Source organism: Paractinoplanes bogorensis (assembly GCF_018829635.1).
GTDB lineage: Bacteria > Actinomycetota > Actinomycetes > Mycobacteriales > Micromonosporaceae > Actinoplanes > Actinoplanes bogorensis.
Window position 1 is genome coordinate 581,543 of record NZ_JAHKKG010000003.1, and the last position, 15,915, is coordinate 597,457.

A 15,915-nucleotide genomic window follows, 5' to 3' on the forward strand; every position below is an offset into this window, starting at 1 on the left:
GGGACTCCTTCAAGGGACTGCGATGTGCGCGGGACGTTACCACCTAGTAACTTCTTTGCGAAGACCCGTTCTCGTACAACTGGAGGTCGGATCCGGCATGCACCATTGTCAATCCGGCCAGGGCGGCGGGCGGGACCGGGGGCTCACCCTCGACCCGCTGCACGACGACCCAGCGCATGCCCAGTTGGGCCAGGGGCTGCCCGGCGGCCAGAACCCGGCGGATCTCGGCCGCCCGGGTGCTCTCGCCGGCGATCACCTGACCCCCGACGAGCAGGCGATCGTCGCGCACGACATCGGCGTCGACGAAGCGGGGGAGCGGGTCGATCACGGTCCTTCCCCGGTTCCACCGGTAGGTGTGGTAGCCCACGAACGGCAGCGAGACGACCTCACCCGGCGACGCCTCGATCGTGCGGGCCACCACGGCGAAGTCGGCCGGGTAGCTCACCGGCCGCAGGCGTCCGCCCGCGCCGAACGCGAGGTCGGGCATGACCACCAGGGGCAGAACGAGGGCGCCGGCGAGGATGGCCCGGCTATGGAGGCGCTCGGCGCCGAGCGCGGCACAAAGGGCGACGATCAGCGCGTACGGGATGAGGAACTTGGCGCCGTCCCGCAGCACCCCGGCACCCGGCAGCGTCGTCACGGCCCACTCGAGCAGGCCGCGCCCGCCCGGGACGACGGCCAGCGCGGCCAGCAGGAAACCGCCCCCGGCCAGGATCAGCAGGCGGATCGCCGTGCCGTCCGGCCACCGGTCGCGCAGCGGTCGCCAACCCGTTACGGCCAGCGCGAGCAGCAACAATGTGCCCAGCGGGACCAGTGGGGAGGAACGGCTGGGCAGAGTCGTCTGCGCGTTCCAGATGCCGCCGGTGCCCAGCAGCGCGCCGATCGGCCCGGTCCAGTCGGTGCCGCGCGCGGCGAAGGCGGCCACCCCGCCCGGATCGCTGCGCCCGTCGGCCTGACTGAACGCGGTGGCCAGCAGCCACGGCAGGTTGAGCAGGGCCGGGATGACCGCCTTGCGCGGCGCCAGGACGAGCACGGTCGCGAACGCGATGAGACCACCGGTCGGCGTCACCGCGGCGGGCAGACAGGCGACGAGAAGTTTCCACCACTCCTTCTTCAGCGTGCCCAAGATCCAGGGCAGGCTCCCGTACGCGAGAAGCAGTCCCCACTGCCCGAGGAGCAGACGCTCAGCGAGAAAGGGCGTCCACGCGTACGCCACCGCGGCGACCAGTCGCGGGCCGACGCGCTCGGTCGGCACCAGACGGCCCGCGCCCCACGCGGCCAGCATCAGGATCGCGACCAGCGCCACCCGCTGGATCAGCCAGCCCGGCGCGACCAGCGAGGCGAGCGAGACCAGAGCGTCCTGCGGGACGGCGCGGGGCAGGGTGGCGCTCGGGACGATCAGGTCGGCCCGCAGCGGCTGGTGGGGCACGAACAACATGTCGTACGAGAGCACGTAGCCTGGCGCGGCCAGCGGGGCCAGCACGGCCGCGGTCACCACGACGGCCGTGGCCGGCAGCGCCCAGCGCGTCAGTCGGTGCACGGCGGTCACCTTATGCGAGTCAGGGGTTGTTGTGGCTAGGCAGAACGGGATCGGCGCGGCCAAGGCCGGTCTGGCCGTCACCGCGGCCGGGGTGCTGGCCAACCTGCTGGCCTACGTCGTGCCGGTGGTCGGCGCCCGCCAGTTGAGCGCGGCCGACCTCAGCGCCCTGGCCACGCTGCTGGCGATGACCGCGATCGCGGGCGTGGCCAGCACCGGCCTGCAGATCGCGGTGGCCGTCCACCGCGCCCGGCACGGACCGTCCTCGGTGGCCCGCTCGGCCGCGCTGACCGTGCTGGTCACGGCCGGGGCACTGGTCGCGGCGCTGCCGATCGCCGTGCTCGTGCTGCGACTGCCGGTCTTCGCCACCGTGCTGGCCGGCGTCTCGACCGTCGGCGTGGTCGCGGCCGGGCGCTGGCTCGGCGAGATGCAGGGCGACCAGCGGTTCGGGCCGCTCGCGGTCGGGTTGGCCGTGCTGGCCGGCGGCCGCTACGGCGGTGTCGTGGTGGGCCTGGCCGCGGGGATGGGCCTGACCGGTGCGCTGCTGCTCGGCGCGGCCACCGCCGTCCTCGTGCTGCCGGTGCTGCACCTGCTGGCCCGGCGGCCCGGTGTCGCCGCGGACGGGCAACCGCTGACCGCGCGGGCGGTGCTGACCGCGGGCGGCGCGACGCTGGCCATGCTCGTGGTCTCCTACGCCGACCTGCTGCTGGCCCGCCGGTTCCTGCCGTTCGACGCCTCCGGGGCGTACGCGGTCGGGACCGTGCTGACCAAGGGCGCGCTGTGGGCGCCGCAGGTCGTCACCATCCTGGCGTTGCCCCGCCTGGCCCAGTCCGACCGGCGGACGCTGCGGGTCGCGCTGGCCCTGGTCGCCGCGTGCGGTGTGGTGCTGGTGGCCGGGGCGGCGGTCGCCGGCGGGCTCGCGTTCCGGTTGGCGGGCGGACCTGGTTACGCCGATCTGGGCCGCTATGCGCCCGTCTTCGCGGCCACCGGTGCCGTCTACGGCGTGCTCTTCGTGCTGGTCAACGCGCAGGTCGCGGCGGGTGCCCGGTGGCCCGCGGCGCCGCTGTGGGCCTCGGCCGCCGGGTTCGCCCTGGTCGCCTGGCTGGCACTGCCGCACACCGTGCCCGGCATCGCGTTCGGTGCCCTGGGCACCGCGGTGGTCGCCCTCGTGATCACCTCAGTCCTGGTTGGACTGCGGTTGCGGGCGCCCGTTACCGAGCCGTCACCCGGGCATGCAACGCTGTCCGTCGATTGATCGGCGTGGACGGGGGTCCCTGCGTGCGGTGGTTGCTGGCGGTCTGGCTTTCCGTGGTGCTGCTCGGTTTCGGCGCCGCGGCTCCGGCCTCGACGCCGCCCGTTTCCGCCGGCACCTCGGCCGCCGATCTCACCACGATGTTCCAGCGGTTCGGCGACACCTCGGGGAACTGGCTCGGCGCCGACCGGACGGCCTCGGTGCCGCTGCCCGACGGGCGCACGCTGTGGCTGTTCTCCGACACGTTCCTCGGCCGCCCCGACCCGGACGGCGCCCGGCCCAGGTCGGCCGCCCTGATCCACAACTCGGCCGTCGTCCAGTCCGGTGACCGGCTCGAGCTGGTCACCGGGGGCAGCCCCGGCCGGCCCGCCTCGCTGGTGTCGACCGATTCGGACGACGAGTTCCACTGGATCGGCGACGCGGCGGTCCGCAGCGACGAGGTGCAGGTGCTGGTCAATCGCTACCGGCGCACCGGGCCTGGTCCGCTCGACCACGCGCTGGCCGGCACCGAGCTGGCCACCCTGGCGCTGCCCACGTTCGCCGCCGGGCGCACCCGGGAGCTGCCGCTCGGCGACAAGGTCTCGTGGGGCTCCGAGGTGATGGCCGACGGCGGTTACACCTATGTCTACGGCACCGAGGCGGCCGGACAGATGAAGTTCGCCCACCTGGCCCGGGTCCGCGGCACCGACCTCGCGGGCGCGTGGGAGTTCTGGACCGGGAAAGCGTGGTCGAGCCGGGTCGAGCAGTCGTCCCGGCTGCTCAGCGGGGTGGGAACCAGTTACGGCGTCCGGCGGGTGGGCGACCGCTACGTGCTGGTCACCCACGAGAACAACCTGATGTTCAGCGCGGACTTCGTGGCCTACACGGCGGCCGCGCCGACCGGGCCGTTCGAAGGGCCGCACTATCTGTTCAGCGCGCCCGAGGCCGGGGCCGGGCACGTGGTCTACGACGCCGACCTGCACCTCGACCTGGCCCAGCCGGGTTCGCTGCTGGTGTCGTACAACGTGAACGACCTGGACGAGGCGGTCGCCTACTCGGACGCCTCGATCTACCGTCCGCGGTTCTTCTCGCTCGCGTGGCCCCCTCGCCTGTCGAAGAAGCTCCCCGCGCCTCCGGCCGGGGTGGCCGCGCTGCCCGACGGCGCCGGGACGGCCAGCGTGACCTGGCCGGCCGAGGGCGGGCTGAGCTACCGGGTCTATCGGCGCGACGTGACGGCCGGGCAGACCCACTTCGTCCGCCTGCCCGGCGAGGCGGCCAACGGCACGTTCCGCTCGGAGTTCCTGACCAACGGCAACAAGTACGAGTTCGGGGTGACCGCCGTCGACAAGCGCGGCGAGAGCGCGCTGTCGGCCGTGGCGCCGATGACCGCCACCGTACCGCCGCCGCCCGCGCCCAGCCTGGTGCAGGCCGAGCCGGACAACGCCGGTAAGGTGACGCTGCGCTGGGCCGAGGTGCCGTTCGTCCAGCTGTTCAAGATCAATTACCGCGACCTGACCGCCGGTTCGCCGCGCCGACCGGCCGGCGCGTACCCGGGGCAGAGTGCGACCGTCGGGCCGCTCAGGCATGGGCACGAGTACGAGTTCACGGTGGTGGCTGTGGGCGGCGGCGGGGACAGCAAGCCTTCTGCGGGCGTACGGGCAAAGGTCGTGGTCGCCCCTCCGCCCGCGCCCGCGATGCCGAGTGCGCAGGCCCGGCCGGACGGCACCGTGCAGTTGTCGTGGCCGGCCGTGGCGCCCGGGCTCGGCTACCGCATCTATCAGCGCGACGCGACGACCGGCAACGCCGACTGGGGGCCGCCCGGTCTCGCGTCGACGACCCAGTTCCGGTCGCGGCCGCTGCACCACGGGCGCGAGTACGAGTTCGTGGTGGCGGCGGTCAACGACGGTGGGGAAGGGGCGCGGTCACCCGTGGTGCGGGTCCGGGCCGAGCTGGCACCGCCCGGCGATGCCCCGACCCGGCTGCGGGCCGAACCTCGCGGGCCGGCCGTCGAGCTGACCTGGCGTTCGCGGGCGACGTGGCACTGGGTGTTCCGGCGCGACCTGACCGCGGGGGAGCAGCAGTTCACCCGCGAGGAGGTCGCCGTGCAGGGCACCGAGGCGACGCTGAACAACCTGGTGGCCGGGCACGAGTACGAGCTGCGGGTGGCGGCGTTCAACCCGGGTGGGGTGGGTCCGCAGACTGATCCCGTACGGGTAAAGGTGTCTTCGGCTCTGCCCACGAACCTGGCCGTGGCGGCGACCGGGCCCGGCTCGGTGCGGCTGACCTGGCGGGAGACGCGCACCGACGTGCTCTATCGGGTGCAGATGCGTGACGCTACGGCGGGGGAGCAGTGGCGCACCGATCCGTACCCGGTGGACGGGAACAAGCACGACGCGTTCATGCTCGCCGCCGGGCACCGCTATGAGTTCCGCCTGCAGGTCGACGACCTCACCACCGGCGCTGTCGGGGTCACCGTCTCCTGAGGACGATCGCCAGGTTCCAGCTCAGCACCTCGCGGGCGGCCGGCACGCGGAGAACCCACTGGGCCCACGACGGGTGATAGCGGGCCAGCGAGTCGACGAGGGTCGCGTCGGGTGTGTTGCGCGCCCACTTGAGGGCGGCGCCGACCGAATAGGGGTGCAGGCTGTGGCCGAACTTGTTCTTGGGTGGCTTGCCCATGCGGCGCTCGTAGCGGCGGGCCGCGTACTCCCCGCCCAGGTAGTGCCAGGGGCCCGTCTCGTGCCCGCCGTGCGGTGACAGCCAGGGCGTGAAAGAGGCGTAGATCAGCCCGCCGGGCCGGGTCACCCGGACCATCTCGTCGAGCATGCGCGGCGGATCCGGCACGTGCTCGAGGACGTTGGAGGAATAGCAGACGTCGATGGATCCCGTACGGATGGGAAGCTCCATGCCACTCGCCTTGAGCGTGGCCACGTCGTCCTTCTCCAGCGCCATGTCGCCCGCCTCGGGCTCCAGGCGGACATAGCGGGCACCCGCCTTGCCGAACGCGGCCGCGAAGAAGCCGGGACCGCCACCCACGTCGAGAACGAGTTGATCGCGCAGATCCTGGTAGTTCTCGAGCTGGGCGACCGAGTCGTCGGCGAGGGTGCCGTAGAAGCGGTCGGGGTCGGTCTGCTCGACGAGAAACGCCTGGAAGAGCGTGACGGAACGGCGCAGCGTGGCCTTGTGCGTCACGCTTTCTCCTTGCTATAGACGGGGGTCGCTGGCAATCTACCGGCCGGTAACCCGCTCGTCCAGAGGTTCAGCGACCCGGCCGCCACGGGGTCAGCCGGGGCCACCAGCCCGGCACGGCCCGGCGGTAAGCCCGGTACTCGTCCCCGAACTTACTGGTCAGGGCGGGCTGCTCGTAGCCGATGACGAAGGCCACCATGGCCGCGCCCAGGATCAGGCCCCAGACGATCAGCACCGGCCGCCACAGCAGCAGGGCCTGCCCGGCGACGGTGGAGAGGACCGCGACGTACATCGGGTTGCGCACGAACCGGTAGACGCCGCCGACGACCAGGTGCTCGGGCGGGGCGACCGGGGCCGGGGTGCCGAGACCCTCGATCACGAACCGGCCGAACGCGTGCACCAGGAACGCGGCCCCGGCGGCCAGGACGACGATGCCCGCCACGCGCAGCGGCAGCCAGTGCCCGAACGGCGCGCCGAGCTGCCACCGGGTCAGCCCCCAGGGGATCAGGCCGGCCACGGTGCCCGGGGCGAGGGCGAAGAAGAGCGCGCTGCCGGCCGCGGCTGCACTCCTGCGCATGGTCCTCACTGTACGGCCGCTGTAACGGAAAGGCGCCGTCGCGCGCTCTACCACTATGACGACACTGCGCGTACGAGGTGAGGTCGATCTGACGACGAGGGAAGCCTTCGAGAACCTGCTGCGCACCGACGACCGGGACCTGACCATCGACCTGCACGATCTGCGTTTCATCGACGCCGCCGGCTTGCGCGCCCTGGCCCGGGCGTCTCATCGGCACGAGCTGCGTCTGCTCAGGCCGTCGTCCCACCTGCGGCGGCTACTGACCCTGGTCGGGCTCGACCATCTGGTCTCCTAGTCGCTGCACGGCGTCGGCTCTCCTAGTCGCTGCACGGCGTCGGCGAGCTCGGCCACCGGGCGGCGCCCGTCCAGCTCGACGGTGGCACCCCGGCGCAGCAGCGGCTCCACCTCGTCGACATAGCGGGCGATCTCGGCGCGTTGCTCAGGAGTTCTCCCGTACGGATTCGTCGTGCGGCCCGCCACCCGCTCGAGCAGCACGGAGAGCGGGGCGCTGAGCAGCACGACATGCTCGAACCGGTCGTAGAAGGCGCCCTGGTTGTCCACCGTGCCCGACACGATGACGTCTTGTTCGTCTTGCAGGAGGGCGGCCATTCGCGGCTCGTCCCAGAGCCCGTCGGGCCCGGTCCAGCTGTCGAAATCGGTGTCCACCGTACGGTGTCCACGCCGTGCCAGTTCATCGAGCAGCGTGGACTTACCCGCCCCCGACATCCCCGTGATCAGCACCCTCATGACCGGTGGCGCCTGCGCGCCTCCTCCATCCGCTTCGCCGCCTCGCGGGCCGGTTTCCGGGCCACGGCGATCGCGCGGGTGCCGTGCTGGAACGCCGAGGCGCGCAACTGCCGGCCGTCGGCCATTTCTATGCGTACGCCCTCGTCGTCGGTTCCGCATCGATAGATCTCCGGCCACGCTACCCGGACGGTGCGCAGCCAGTTGACCAGCACCAGCCCGGTCGGCCGGATCTCGACGCGCAGCACCCAGACCCGCACCGCGACCGCGACGGCCACCGCCCCCGTGGCGAGTCCGCCCGGCACCAGCCAGCTGCCCTCGTCCAGGCCGCCCCCGATCAGGACCACGGCCAGGAGCAGGAACAACGCCGAGGGAAGCACCCGCATCCAGACCGGTGGACGGAGGACGGTGGGCACCTCGTCATTGTCCCGCCCTCAACACGGAAAACTCCGTGGTTCCGGGACGGAGAGGATGCCAAGGTCTTCAGTCATGACGATCGACCTCGGGCCTGGGCCGGCCGACCATCGGGACGCCGAGCGGGCCTACCGGGCGGCCGGCTGGACCCCGTGCGGCACCGGCGACTGGGCCATCGCGCTGCGCTCACCGGACGGCACGGCGGCCGCCCGGATCAGCCCGTTCGACCCGACCGGCCCCTACACGGCCGAGCTCTACCGGGCGGCGGCGCACACCCGCCAGGTTCCGGTGCTGTTTTCCCACCGGCCGCTGACCGGAGGCGGTGATCTGCAGGTGATGGAGTTCCTCAGCCCGGTCGCGCCGGCCGAGGCGGCCGCCTTCCACGAGGCCCTCGAGCGGCCTTCGCCCGAGCTGGCCGAGCTGGCCGGCATCGTCCGGCGTGTGCACGAGAAGGCCCGGCGGGAGCTGCCGTGGTGCGGGCCGCTGGACAACAACCCGTCCAACGTCATGCGCACCGCCGACGGCCGGCTGGTGGTCGCCGACCTGTTCTACGCCGACGGTCCCCACCTGTACGCGACCGCGGCCGCGCACCCCGAGGTCGTCGCGGCCCGGATCCCGGAGGCGGCGCGGCGCTTCATGACCGAGATCCCGATGGCCGCCTCCGGCCCGTGGCCCCAGGAGCAACGCGAGGCGATGCGCGCCGGGCTGGCCGCCGCCGACGCTGGTCAGTCGTAGCCCGCGCACAACTCGGTCGGGATGCGGCGCGTGACCTTCATCGTCTCAGGGTCGAAGAGCAGGGACACCGGACCGTCGTCGGTGGTGAGGCGGACCGCGCCGGGCTCGATCGACTCGATCCCGGTGTAGTTGCCGGCCGACTCCGAATAGATGCAGCCGCCGTACGTCTCCACATAGCCGACGCCGTCCTGACGGTGGATGACGACGTCCCAGCCGTCCTCGCCCAGCGCCGCCTGCCAGTGCAGGACGCGCACCTCGTAGCGCCCGTCGGCCGAGGTGGCCTGATCGACCAGCTCGCCGTGGCCCGCCGACGAGCTGAACAGGATCGCCAGCACCAGCCGGAAGGTGCCGCCGCACACCACGACGACGCCGGTTCCGCCGAACACCGCCGCCACCACCGGGCGGGTCCGCCGCCACGACGGGATCATCAGCGCCACTGCGGCCGCGAGCAGCAGCCACAGCGCGGGCCAGAAGACCACCAGCGGCAGCGGATGATCACGCAGCACGACCAGGTGAAACACGTTCCAGTACGCCGTGGCCAGAGCGACCGCAGACAGCAGCGCGACAGCGGCCGCAGTCCACGCCGGTCGTCGTGCGAGATGCTGAAACAACTGGTCCCGTCCTTCAAAAGTCGCGCGGGCCCATCCGCCGCTTCGCACCCATCGGGGGCACATTACGCACGCGGCGGGACGTCCAGTACCTCCGTCCGGCTGATCACGCTTCGATCAGTTCGGCGGCAGTCCGGTCGGCCGTGGCGCGGGCCCGGCCGCTGGTGGTGACGACGCCCAGCGTGAGCACGGACAGGCCGCACCCGACGACGATCCACCAGCCGACGTGGCTGGCCGCGGCGAAACCGGTGGCCATCGGGCCGGTCACCGCGGACACCACGGCGGCGCCGATCACCGCGACACCCAGCGAGCTGCCGACCTGGCGCGAGGTCGAGGCGATGGCCGCGGCCACCCCGGCCTGCGAGCGCGGCATACCCGACACCGCGGTGGTGGTGATCGGGGCGTTGACCAGGCCGAACCCGATGCCGAAGAGCAGGTAGCACCCGATCAGCAGGCCGTCGGGGGTGGTCGCGGTCAGCTGGGTGAGCGGCAGCATCGCCGCCGTCATCGCCGCGCCGGCCAGGATCAGCGGGAGCCGGGTGCCACGGGCGGCCACGATCCGGCCCGAGAGCGGCGCGAACACCGCCGTCATGGCGGCCATCGGCAGCGTGTAGAGGCCGGCGTGCAGGGCGGACAGGCCGCGTACGTCCTGCAGGTAGAGCGTGTTGAGGAACAGGAACCCGGCCAGCGCGCCGAAGGCGGACACCGCGATGACCGTGGCGCCGCTGAACGGGACGCTGCGGAAGAACCGGAGATCCAGCAGGGGTTCGGGGCGGCGTGGTTCGTACGCGAGAAGGCTGGTCAGCGCCACGGCGGCCAGCACGAAACACCCGACGATCTCGACCGAGAGCCAGCCCGACGAGGGGCCTTCGATGATCCCGTACGTGAGGGAGGCGAGCAGCAGGAACACGAGCACCTGCCCCACGGGGTCGATCCGGCGCGGCCGGGGAGCACGCGACTCGGGCACGTACAGGGCGGTCAGCACGATCGCGGCCAGCCCGACCGGCACGTTGATCCAGAAGATGGACCGCCACCCCAGCGTCTCGACCAGGACACCGCCGAGCACCGGACCGGCGGCCATGCTCAGCCCGACCACACCGCCCCAGATGCCGATCGCCCGGGCCCGTTCGCGCGGCTCGGTGAACGTGTTCGTGATGATCGACATGGCCACCGGGTTGAGCATCGAGCCGCCGACCGCCTGCACCATCCGGAACGCGATCAGCCAGCCCAGGCCCGGCGCGACGCTGCACAGCAGCGAACCCACGGTGAACAGGGCCAGCCCGGCCTGAAAGGTGCGGCGCCGCCCGATCCGGTCGGCCGTGCTGCCGGACAGGATCAGCAGGCTGGCCATGACCAGCGTGTAGGAGTCGATCACCCACTGCAGCCCGGAGACCGGGGTGTCGAGGTCGCTCCGCAGCGCGGGCAGCGCGATGTTGACGATGGTCGCGTCCAGCCCGACGATCAGCAGGCTCATGCAGCAGATGGCCAGGACGAGCGCGTTGCGGCGGTTCATGCGGCGACCAGCCGGGCGACCAGCAGGCGGCCGGTGGCCTCGAGGTGGCTGCGCATCGCGGACTCGGCGGCGGTGCCGTCGCGGGCCAGCACGGCGGTGACGATCGGCTCGTGCTCGGCGTAGATCTCGGCCAGGGTGCGGCCGCTCGCGGTGGTCGGCGGGCCGAGCAGGGCCGTGGTGGAGCGCAGGCCGGTGATGACGGCGGCCGCCCGGACGTTGCCGGCCGTCCGCAGCAGCAGGTCGTGCAGGGCGCGGTCGGCGGGCCAGAACGCGGCCTCGTCGGCGCGCGCGACGGCCGACGCCATGGCGGCGAGCGCGTCGCGGATGTGGGTGTGCTGCTCGGGCGTACCGGAAACGGAGGCTTTGAAGGCGGCCGGGGGTTCGAGCGCGAGCCGGATCTCGACGATCTCCTCGATGTCGTGGGCGCGCGGCCGGAGCACCCGGAAGCCCCGGTTGCGGCGGATCTCGACCAGGCCCGCCTCGGCCAGCCGGAGCAGGCCCTCGCGGACCGGGCTGCGGGAGACACCGAGCAGGTCGGCCAGCTGATAGACCGAGTAGGTCTCGTCGGGCACGAGCTCGCCCGCGGCCACCCCGTCGCGGACGGCCTGGGCGACCGCGTCGGCCAGGGTGGGGGCCTCGGGCGGGAGGGTCAGCGTCGGCATGAGTAACATGTTACTCATGAGCGATGTGGTGGCGGCACTGGAGAAGGCCGGACTCGAGGTGCGGTCCGACGCGGGCACCCGGGGCATGTATGCGTCCGACGCCTCGCTCTACCGGATTCCGCCGCTCGCCGTGGTGCGTCCGCGGCACGTCGACGAGGTGGCCGCGGCGCTGGCGGTCGCGCGCGAGACGGGGGTGCCGTTCACGTCGCGCGGTGCCGGCACGTCGGTCGCGGGCAACGCCATCGGGCCGGGCATCGTGCTCGACTTCTCGCGTCATCTGAACCGCGTTCTCGAGATCAACCCCGATTCCCGTACGGCGGTGGTCGAACCCGGCACGATCCACGCGACGCTGCAGCAGGCGGTGACCCCGCACGGCATCCGGTTCGGGCCCGATCCGTCGACCCATCCGCGGTGCACGATCGGCGGGATGATCGGGAACAACGCCTGCGGGTCGCGCTCCCTGGCGTACGGGCGGACCTCGGACAACGTCGCCGCCCTGGAGCTGCTGACCGCCGCCGGCGACACGCTGGACACGACCGACCCGCGCGGCCCGGTCGTCGACAACGTCCGTGCGGTGATCGGAAAACACCTGGCCACCGCCCGCACGGAGTTCGACCGCTTCGGCCGTCAGGTCTCCGGCTACGCGGTGCAGCACCTGCTGCCCGAACGGTTCGACCTCACCCAGGCGCTCGTCGGGTCCGAGGGCACGCTCGGCGTCATCACCAAGGCGACCGTCAAGCTGGTCGTCGACGCGCCGATCCGGGTCGTGGTCGTGCTCGGCTTCAAAGACATCGTGGCCGCCGGTGCCGCCTCGCCCGCCGTCGTCGCGCACGGCCCGACCTCGTGCGAGGGCCTCGACTCCCGGCTGCTCGACGTGCTGCGCGCCCGCCGCGGTCCGGACGCCGTGCCGCCCCTGCCCCGGGGTGGTGCGTGGCTGTTCGTCGAGCTTGCGGGCGACGTCCCGGGCGAGGTCGAAGACCGGGCCCGCAAGCTGGCGGCCGACGGGATCGCCGACGACGCCCTGGTGGTCACCGACCCGCTGACCCAGGCCCGGCTCTGGCGCATCCGCGAGGACGGTGCCGGGCTGGCCGGGCGCTCACCCGCCGACCGGCCGGCCTGGCCCGGCTGGGAGGACGCGGCCGTCCCGCCCGAGCGTCTCGGTGACTACCTGGCCCGCTTCGACGAGTTGGTGGCCGACTACAAGATGAGTTCGGCCCCGTTCGGCCACTTCGGCGACGGCTGCATGCACGTCCGCCTCGACTTCCCGCTCGACCAGCCCGACGGCACCCAGGTGATGCGGGCCTTCCTGGTCGACGCGGCCAAACTGGTCGGCGAGTTCGGCGGTTCGCTGTCCGGCGAGCACGGTGACGGCCGGGCCCGCTCCGAGCTGCTGCCACACATGTACTCGCCCGACGCGATCGCGCTGTTCGCCGGCATCAAGCACGCGTTCGACCCGGGCAACCTGCTGAACCCGGGCGTGCTGGTCGACCCCGATCCGGTCGATGCTTCCGTACGCCCGGCCGCGTTCCCCCTCAAGCAGCTGGCGCTGGCCTACCCGCACGACGGCGGTGACCTGGCCCAGGCCGTGCACCGCTGCACCGGCGTCGGCAAGTGCCGGGCCGACAACTCGGCCGCGGGCGGCGTGATGTGCCCGTCCTACCTGGCCACCCGTGAGGAGAAGGACTCGACGCGCGGGCGGGCCCGGGTGCTGCAGGAGGTCGTGCGGGGCGAGTTGCCGTGGTCGCACCCGAGCGTGCACGAGTCGCTCGACCTCTGCCTGTCCTGCAAGGGCTGCGCGTCGGACTGCCCGACCGGCATCGACATGGCCACCTACAAATCCGAGGTGCTGCACCAGTCGTACGCGGGAAAGCTCCGCCCACGCTCGCACTACACCCTGGGCCGCCTGCCGTTCTGGGCCCGCCTCGCCGGGTGGACCCCGCGGCTGGCCAACCTGGGCACCCGGCTGCCCGGCATTCGGGGCCTCGCCCTGTGGCTGGCCGGCGTCGACAAGCGGCGCTCGGTCCCGGCCTTCGCCCGGCGTCCGTTCCGCCGCACGTTCCGGCCCTCGGAAAAACCGGGCAAACCGGTCGTACTGTTCGCCGACTCGTTCTCCGACGCTTTCTCGCCCGAGGTGGCCGACGCTACCGTCCGTGTGCTGCGCGCGGCCGGCTACGAACCGCGCCTCCCGTCCGGATCGGTCTGCTGCGGCCTCACCTGGATCACCACCGGCCAATTGGACTCCGCCAAGAAAATTCTTTCCCGTACGGTCGAATCGCTCGCCGCCGACGCCAAGGCGGGCGTGCCGATCGTGGGGATCGAGCCGTCCTGCACGGCCGTACTCCGTTCCGACATCCACGAGTTGCTGCCCGGCGACGCCGACGCCGACGCGGTCTCGAAATCGGTGCGGACACTGGCCGAACTGCTCGCCGAGACGCCCGGCTGGACCCCGCCCGACCTGTCCGGCGTCGAGGTCGTGGCCCAGCCGCACTGCCACCACCACGCCGTGCTCGGCTGGAAGACCGACGCCGACCTGCTCGCCTCGACCGGCGCCCGGGTGCGGCGGCTGGCCGGCTGCTGCGGCCTGGCCGGCAACTTCGGCGTCGAGATCGGCCACTACGAGGTGTCGGTCGCGGTCGCCGAGCAGAACCTGCTGCCCGCCCTCGACGCCGCCCCGGACGCGGTGGTGCTGGCCGACGGCTTCTCGTGCCGCACCCAGGTGGCCGACCTGCGCGACCGCCCGTCGGTGCACCTGGCGCAGTTGCTCGACCGGGCGAAGCCGTGACCGTCCGAAGGGGCGGCCCGGCCGACGTGGCCGCGCTGGCCGGGTTGCGCGGCATGGGGGAGGGGCAGCTGGAGGCGTACGGGAAATGGGTCGTCGCCCACGCGGAGACGCACCTGCCGTTCGTCGCCGAGGTCGGCGGCGAGGTGGTCGGCGCGGCCTGGCTGCACATCGCGGAACGGGTGCCCGGCGGTGGTTCGCTCGACCGCAGGTTCGGTGACGTCCAGTCGGTCGAGGTCCGCGAGGAGCACCGCGGACGCGGCCTCGGGAGCGCCCTGATGGCGGCGATCCTGGCCGAGGCCCGTTCGCGCGGGTTGATGCATGTAACCGTCCACTCCGGACGGCGAGCGGTCGATTTCTATCTGCGGAACGGTTTCACGCACCACCGCCAGATGCTTCTCTGGGAGCCGTGAGACGTCGCAGCGAGGCCTCGGTGGTGAGTTCCCAGCGGTCCTCGGGGTGGCGGATGTAGTGCGTCAGGGCGAGCAGCGCCAGCGCCGGATCGGCGGCCAGCCAGCGCCCGCTCACCGTCTCGGGGGCCGACATGAACGAGCCGAGCACGCGCCGGGTCCGGATGTCGGGCGAGCCGATGAACCCGATCCGGATGACCGGGCCCTTGTCCCAGCCCGCGGTGGCGCCGGTCAGCGCGATCCACGGGATGCGGGTGGTGAAGGTGAGCCCGCGATGGTGCACGCCGTCCGGCCCGACCACCAGCTCGCCCGGCATCAGCCGCAGCACGACCAGCAGCAGCACGACGAGCGGAACCGCGAGTACACCCCAGACCGCGGCCGGGAGGTAGGAACCCCGCCCGGCCGCGTCGACGCTGAGGTAGACGAGCGCGGCGTCGGTCAGCACCAGGGTCGCCGTCAGCAGATAGGTGGCCGTGCCGTCGTACCGGAAGATCAACCCGGCCGCCGTACGACTGACCCCGCCGCCGTCGTCCCGCCGCCGGGCGCCGCGATAGGCGTGCAGCCCGATCGCGGCCACATGCCCGGCCAGCAGCGCCCCGCCGCCGAAGAGGACCACCCCGAACAGGTCGCCGTCCCGCCCGAGCCAGACGGCGGCCGCCCCGGCCGCAGCCGCCACCAGCCCCAGGTAGGCGACGCCGAACAGCAGCCGCCGGGGCCGTCGCCGCGTCACCCAGGCCTCCGGCCAGTCCATCTTCCTGCCTCCCCGCGTCCGGCGCGCCGGACGATCCCGACCGGCGCGCCGGATGATTATGCGGTGCGCTTCCAGGTGAAGGCGAAGTCGCTGGAGAGTCGCCCGCTCATCCGGGCCATGGACACGATCCTCCCCTCATCAAGAAGGCGCCCTACCTCGGCCTTCGGGAGACCGAGGCCCGCGGCGATCAGGCGCACCGGCCGCACCGGGATCGGCGCCGCGAACCGGACCGAAACCTCCATCACCTCGGCCTCCGGGGGCGGCGTGTCACCGGTGTCGAGGCGCCAAGCCCCGGACCAGTCGAGAGCGATGCGATTGCGTTTGTGCACGAGCGGGTCGGCGAGCAGTTCGGCCACCAGCCCCGGGTCGTTGTCGTGCAGGCGGTCGAGCAGCTCGGGCCGTACGGTGCGCACGTTCTTCCGCTCGAAGAGAGTGAGCTTCGCGGTGTCTCCGCACGATTCACAGAGGACGAGAAGCCAGGCGTCGAGCAGCTTGTGGTTGGCGTTGACCCGGAACTTGCCGCTGGCCCGGAACCGCCCGAAGGCGCAGACGTGGCAGCGGCGAAGAACGACAGGAAGGCAGGACGGTATGACCGCCCAGGTGGTGAGCAGCACAGGGGTACACCGGTTTCCGTGAGAAATCCACAGCGGAGCGAGCGCCGCGCACAGGCGCGGCGCGCGTCAGATCAGCGCTTGGGGTGTCTCACATGGTGTACAACGGCACGTCCTTGCTCAGCCCACTCGTGTCCAGGCGGACGCTAGTTCC

16 protein-coding genes are annotated in these 15,915 nt (G+C 72.5%); 6 read left to right on the top strand and 10 right to left on the bottom strand.

All coding sequences use genetic code 11. The features are described from left to right. Nucleotides 1–43 precede the first annotated feature (43 nt). Complete coding sequence (locus KOI35_RS10805) at nucleotides 44–1,540, bottom strand: MmpA family trehalose lipid delivery protein (protein WP_215786112.1); 1,497 nt, start codon at nucleotides 1,538–1,540, stop codon at nucleotides 44–46. Nucleotides 1,541–1,571: 31 nt separating this feature from the next. Between KOI35_RS10805 and KOI35_RS10810 the strand changes: the two genes are divergently transcribed. Then, the gene (locus KOI35_RS10810) at nucleotides 1,572–2,792 is read left to right on the top strand and encodes a polysaccharide biosynthesis protein (protein ID WP_215786114.1); all 1,221 of its coding nucleotides are present in this window, start codon (nucleotides 1,572–1,574) and stop codon (nucleotides 2,790–2,792) included. A 23-nt stretch (nucleotides 2,793–2,815) separates the two neighbouring features. Continuing rightward, nucleotides 2,816–5,251 carry a DUF5005 domain-containing protein gene (locus KOI35_RS10815; protein WP_215786116.1) on the top strand — a complete coding sequence of 812 codons (2,436 nt, stop codon included), beginning with the start codon at nucleotides 2,816–2,818 and terminating at the stop codon, nucleotides 5,249–5,251. On the opposite strand, the gene KOI35_RS10820 is transcribed toward KOI35_RS10815, so the two are convergent. Both KOI35_RS10820 and KOI35_RS10825 read right to left on the bottom strand, forming a co-directional pair. Next, nucleotides 5,238–5,960: a class I SAM-dependent methyltransferase gene (locus tag KOI35_RS10820; protein WP_215786118.1), complete on the bottom strand. Its 723-nt coding sequence runs from the start codon at nucleotides 5,958–5,960 to the stop codon at nucleotides 5,238–5,240. The genes KOI35_RS10815 and KOI35_RS10820 overlap by 14 nt on opposite strands. Nucleotides 5,961–6,027: 67 nt before the next feature. After that, complete coding sequence (locus tag KOI35_RS10825) at nucleotides 6,028–6,534, bottom strand: methyltransferase family protein (RefSeq protein WP_215786120.1); 507 nt, start codon at nucleotides 6,532–6,534, stop codon at nucleotides 6,028–6,030. Between the two features lie 55 nt (nucleotides 6,535–6,589). Here KOI35_RS10825 and KOI35_RS10830 point away from each other — a divergent pair, with 55 nt between their 5' ends. Further along, a complete protein-coding gene (locus KOI35_RS10830) occupies nucleotides 6,590–6,829 on the top strand; it encodes an STAS domain-containing protein (protein ID WP_215786122.1) in 240 nt (79 codons plus the stop codon). Here KOI35_RS10830 and KOI35_RS10835 read toward each other — a convergent pair. Beyond that, a complete protein-coding gene (locus KOI35_RS10835; RefSeq protein WP_246612879.1) occupies nucleotides 6,826–7,281 on the bottom strand; it encodes an AAA family ATPase in 456 nt (151 codons plus the stop codon). The two genes, KOI35_RS10830 and KOI35_RS10835, sit on opposite strands and share 4 nt — an antisense overlap. Further along, nucleotides 7,278–7,694: a PH domain-containing protein gene (locus KOI35_RS10840; protein ID WP_215786124.1), complete on the bottom strand. Its 417-nt coding sequence runs from the start codon at nucleotides 7,692–7,694 to the stop codon at nucleotides 7,278–7,280. The genes KOI35_RS10835 and KOI35_RS10840 overlap by 4 nt, the downstream gene beginning before the upstream one ends. A 73-nt stretch (nucleotides 7,695–7,767) precedes the next feature. On the opposite strand from KOI35_RS10840, the gene KOI35_RS10845 reads away from it, so the two are divergent. Further along, entirely contained in the window at nucleotides 7,768–8,427 is a 660-nt protein-coding gene (locus KOI35_RS10845) for a hypothetical protein (protein WP_215786126.1), read from the top strand. Here KOI35_RS10845 and KOI35_RS10850 read toward each other — a convergent pair. The 3 genes from KOI35_RS10850 to KOI35_RS10860 form a co-directional block, all read right to left on the bottom strand. After that, nucleotides 8,418–9,038, bottom strand: a complete 621-nt coding sequence (locus KOI35_RS10850) for a hypothetical protein (protein WP_215786127.1) — start codon at nucleotides 9,036–9,038, stop codon at nucleotides 8,418–8,420. The two genes, KOI35_RS10845 and KOI35_RS10850, sit on opposite strands and share 10 nt — an antisense overlap. Nucleotides 9,039–9,141: 103 nt before the next feature. Continuing rightward, nucleotides 9,142–10,548, bottom strand: a complete 1,407-nt coding sequence (locus KOI35_RS10855; RefSeq protein ID WP_215786128.1) for an MFS transporter — start codon at nucleotides 10,546–10,548, stop codon at nucleotides 9,142–9,144. Then, nucleotides 10,545–11,210: a GntR family transcriptional regulator gene (locus tag KOI35_RS10860; protein WP_215786130.1), complete on the bottom strand. Its 666-nt coding sequence runs from the start codon at nucleotides 11,208–11,210 to the stop codon at nucleotides 10,545–10,547. The genes KOI35_RS10855 and KOI35_RS10860 overlap by 4 nt, the downstream gene beginning before the upstream one ends. A gap of 16 nt (nucleotides 11,211–11,226) precedes the next feature. Between KOI35_RS10860 and KOI35_RS10865 the strand changes: the two genes are divergently transcribed. Together KOI35_RS10865 and KOI35_RS10870 are read left to right on the top strand one after the other, a co-directional pair. Next, nucleotides 11,227–13,992, top strand: coding sequence for an FAD-binding and (Fe-S)-binding domain-containing protein (locus KOI35_RS10865; RefSeq protein ID WP_246612880.1), 2,766 nt, complete (start codon nucleotides 11,227–11,229; stop codon nucleotides 13,990–13,992). Continuing rightward, entirely contained in the window at nucleotides 13,989–14,402 is a 414-nt protein-coding gene (locus KOI35_RS10870) for a GNAT family N-acetyltransferase (protein WP_308120897.1), read from the top strand. The genes KOI35_RS10865 and KOI35_RS10870 overlap by 4 nt, the downstream gene beginning before the upstream one ends. Here the strand turns inward: KOI35_RS10870 and KOI35_RS10875 are convergent. Together KOI35_RS10875 and KOI35_RS10880 are read right to left on the bottom strand one after the other, a co-directional pair. Continuing rightward, the gene (locus KOI35_RS10875) at nucleotides 14,365–15,150 is read right to left on the bottom strand and encodes a hypothetical protein (protein WP_215786134.1); all 786 of its coding nucleotides are present in this window, start codon (nucleotides 15,148–15,150) and stop codon (nucleotides 14,365–14,367) included. The two genes, KOI35_RS10870 and KOI35_RS10875, sit on opposite strands and share 38 nt — an antisense overlap. A gap of 56 nt (nucleotides 15,151–15,206) precedes the next feature. Further along, nucleotides 15,207–15,764 carry a DUF1062 domain-containing protein gene (locus KOI35_RS10880; RefSeq protein ID WP_308120898.1) on the bottom strand — a complete coding sequence of 186 codons (558 nt, stop codon included), beginning with the start codon at nucleotides 15,762–15,764 and terminating at the stop codon, nucleotides 15,207–15,209. Nucleotides 15,765–15,915 lie beyond the last annotated feature (151 nt).

Excerpts from the sequence above, each read along its gene's own strand:
- KOI35_RS10825 (WP_215786120.1), bottom strand. The coding sequence starts at position 6,534 with ATGCGCAGGAGTGCAGCCGCGGCCGGCAGCGCGCTCTTCTTCGCCCTC.
- KOI35_RS10830 (WP_215786122.1), top strand. The coding sequence starts at position 6,590 with ATGACGACACTGCGCGTACGAGGTGAGGTCGATCTGACGACGAGGGAA.
- KOI35_RS10835 (WP_246612879.1), bottom strand. The coding sequence starts at position 7,281 with ATGAGGGTGCTGATCACGGGGATGTCGGGGGCGGGTAAGTCCACGCTG.
- KOI35_RS10845 (WP_215786126.1), top strand. The coding sequence starts at position 7,768 with ATGACGATCGACCTCGGGCCTGGGCCGGCCGACCATCGGGACGCCGAG.
- KOI35_RS10855 (WP_215786128.1), bottom strand. The coding sequence starts at position 10,548 with ATGAACCGCCGCAACGCGCTCGTCCTGGCCATCTGCTGCATGAGCCTG.
- KOI35_RS10860 (WP_215786130.1), bottom strand. The coding sequence starts at position 11,210 with ATGCCGACGCTGACCCTCCCGCCCGAGGCCCCCACCCTGGCCGACGCG.
- KOI35_RS10865 (WP_246612880.1), top strand. The coding sequence starts at position 11,227 with ATGAGCGATGTGGTGGCGGCACTGGAGAAGGCCGGACTCGAGGTGCGG.
- KOI35_RS10875 (WP_215786134.1), bottom strand. The coding sequence starts at position 15,150 with ATGGACTGGCCGGAGGCCTGGGTGACGCGGCGACGGCCCCGGCGGCTG.